Origin of the sequence: Brevundimonas sp. (assembly GCF_036405315.1) — a bacterium.
Taxonomy (GTDB): Bacteria; Pseudomonadota; Alphaproteobacteria; order Caulobacterales; family Caulobacteraceae; genus Brevundimonas.
The window spans coordinates 1-2,192 of the sequence record NZ_DASWXW010000018.1; the positions used below are offsets into that span (position 1 = coordinate 1).

Below are 2,192 nucleotides of genomic sequence, written 5' to 3' on the forward strand. Positions count from 1 at the left end.
GACCCAAGATATTGAATCCGATCCCCGGGAGGGTGGCCATGACCGCAGCAAGCTGGACTGAAGACCGCGTCGGCGCGTTGAAGAAGCTCTGGCTGGAAGGCCAGTCGGCCAGCCAGATCGCCAAGACCCTGGGCGGCGGCGTGACCCGCAACGCCGTGATCGGCAAGGTGCACCGCCTGGGCCTGTCGGGCCGCGCCGCGCCGTCGCAACCCGCGCGCACCACCTTCCGCGCCGCGACCCGTCCGCGCCCCGCCGCTCCGGCCGCGCCGGTCCAGGCCCCGTCGGCCCCGCGTCGCATCGAGGCCGCCGCGCCGCGTCCGGTCATGACGGCCCAGCCCGTCGCCCCCGCGCCCGCCCCGGAACTGCCCGGCACGGCCACGGTGATGACCCTGGGCGCCCACATGTGCAAATGGCCGATCGGCGACCCGTCCTCGCGCGAGTTCAGCTTCTGCGGCCGTCGCGCCTCGGAAGGCGTCTATTGCGGTGAACACGCCCGCGTCGCCTACCAGCCCCAGGTCCGCAAGGGCGCCAAGGACGGCGCCAGCGAGCTGGCCCGCAGCCTGCGTCGTTATATCTAAGGACGCTATCGCTCGCGACGCGGTCGCTCGCTGCTTGAGCGCGTCGCGTGTCCGATCTTCTCCCGTCCGGTTCGCTGGACGGGAGCAAGGCTGGGGCTGCGGTTCATCCGGGTTGACGCAGCCCTATCGCCCTCGCCGCACGGCGAGGGTTTTTGTTGGCCCTATCGCGCTTCGCGCTGCTTGAGGGCCCCGCTTCTGCCTAGTTCAGCACCCTTCGCGCGTCCGGCACGTCCAGGCTGAAGGCCGGAATGGCCGCCTCGAACATCCGCCCGTCGACGTCGGTCATGTAGTAGGCGCCGACCATCGAACCGGACGGCGCGCCCAGCGGGCAGCCCGAGGCGTAGGAATAGCTGTCGCCGGCCTCGATCACCGGCTGTTCGCCGACCACGCCCTGGCCGCGCACTTCCTCGACGTGCCCGTAGGCGTCGGTGATGGTCCAGCGCCGCGCCACCAGCTGCACCGGCGATCCGGTCAGGTTGACGATCTCGATCTGATAGGCCCAGACCCAGCGCCCGGCCGCCGGGTCCGACTGGGCCGCCAGATAGGAGGGGCGGACGCGGACGACGACGCCTTCGGTTTCGGCGGTATAGGCAGGAGGGGCGTGCATAGGCTATATGCAGCCCGCCGACCTCGGGGTTCAACCCGTCTGGCGCATCGGATGTCGCATTCCGAAGCGAGACAGACGGAAAAAACCGTGTGAGACAGGACGGCATGAGCATCTTCGAGATTCCCGCCCAGCCCGGCATTCTGCCCTATCAGAGCATCGAGACCCTGATCGCCGTCGGCGCGATCCGGTCCGACACCCCCTTCGATCACGATCAAGTGCAGCCGGCCAGTCTGGATCTGCGCCTGTCGAACCAGGCCTGGCGGGTGCGCGCCTCCTTCCTGCCCGGTCAGCGCAAGGTCGAGGACCGCATCAACGACGTGGAGATGCACGCCATCGACCTGTCGGGCGGCGTGGTGCTGGAAAAGGGCTGCGTCTATATCGCCCGCCTGCAGGAACGCCTGACCCTGCCGCGCGGTCTGAACGCCCGCGCCAATCCGAAAAGCTCGACCGGACGCGTCGACGTCTTCGTCCGCCTGCTGACCGATCAGGGCGGCAGCTTCGACGACGTGGACGAGGGCTATGACGGCCCCCTCTACCTCGAGATCGCGCCCCAGACCTTCTCCATCCTGGTCAAGCCGGGCACCCGCCTGAACCAGCTGCGTCTCAAGGCCGGCGAGCCGCCCAAGCTGGAGACCCGCAGCGTCGGCGTCGACCTGCGCGCGGGCGATCAGGGCGTCGTCGGCTTCCGCGGGCGCCGCCACGCCGGGGTCGTCAACATGGACCACATCGACGGCCACGACCCGCGCGACTTCTGGGAGCCCCTGACCCTGCGTCGCGGCGAACTGCTGCTGGATCCGGGCGAGTTCTACATCCTGGCCTCGTCGGACGACGTGGAGATCCCGGTCGATCAGGCCGCCGAAATGACTCCGATCGACCCCTCGGTCGGCGAGTTCCGCGTCCACTACGCCGGCTTCTTCGACCCCGGCTTCGGCACGGACGAGGCCCACGGCGCCGGCTCCAAGGGCGTGCTGGAGGTTCGCACCCACGACACCCCCTTCCTGCTGGAA

3 protein-coding genes are annotated in these 2,192 nt (G+C 69.5%); 2 read left to right on the forward strand and 1 reads right to left on the reverse strand.

Annotated features, from left to right (window positions below; genetic code table 11):
* The first annotated feature begins 38 nt into the window (after positions 1-38).
* Positions 39-578 (forward strand): cell cycle sigma 70 cofactor GcrA, encoded by a 540-nt coding sequence (gene gcrA / locus VGE49_RS01295; protein WP_331032784.1) that lies wholly within the window; start codon positions 39-41, stop codon positions 576-578.
* 199 nt (positions 579-777) lie between these two features.
* On the opposite strand, the gene apaG is transcribed toward gcrA, so the two are convergent.
* Complete coding sequence (gene apaG / locus VGE49_RS01300) at positions 778-1,185, reverse strand: Co2+/Mg2+ efflux protein ApaG (RefSeq protein ID WP_312064210.1); 408 nt, start codon at positions 1,183-1,185, stop codon at positions 778-780.
* 104 nt (positions 1,186-1,289) lie between these two features.
* Between apaG and VGE49_RS01305 the strand changes: the two genes are divergently transcribed.
* On the forward strand, positions 1,290-2,192 hold a 903-nt coding region (locus tag VGE49_RS01305; protein ID WP_331032785.1), incomplete at its 3' end, for a 2'-deoxycytidine 5'-triphosphate deaminase domain-containing protein.

What these genes read in the sequence shown, in the direction of transcription:
- gcrA (WP_331032784.1), top strand. Translation starts at nt 39, where the DNA reads ATGACCGCAGCAAGCTGGACTGAAGACCGCGTCGGCGCGTTGAAGAAG.
- apaG (WP_312064210.1), bottom strand. Translation starts at nt 1,185, where the DNA reads ATGCACGCCCCTCCTGCCTATACCGCCGAAACCGAAGGCGTCGTCGTC.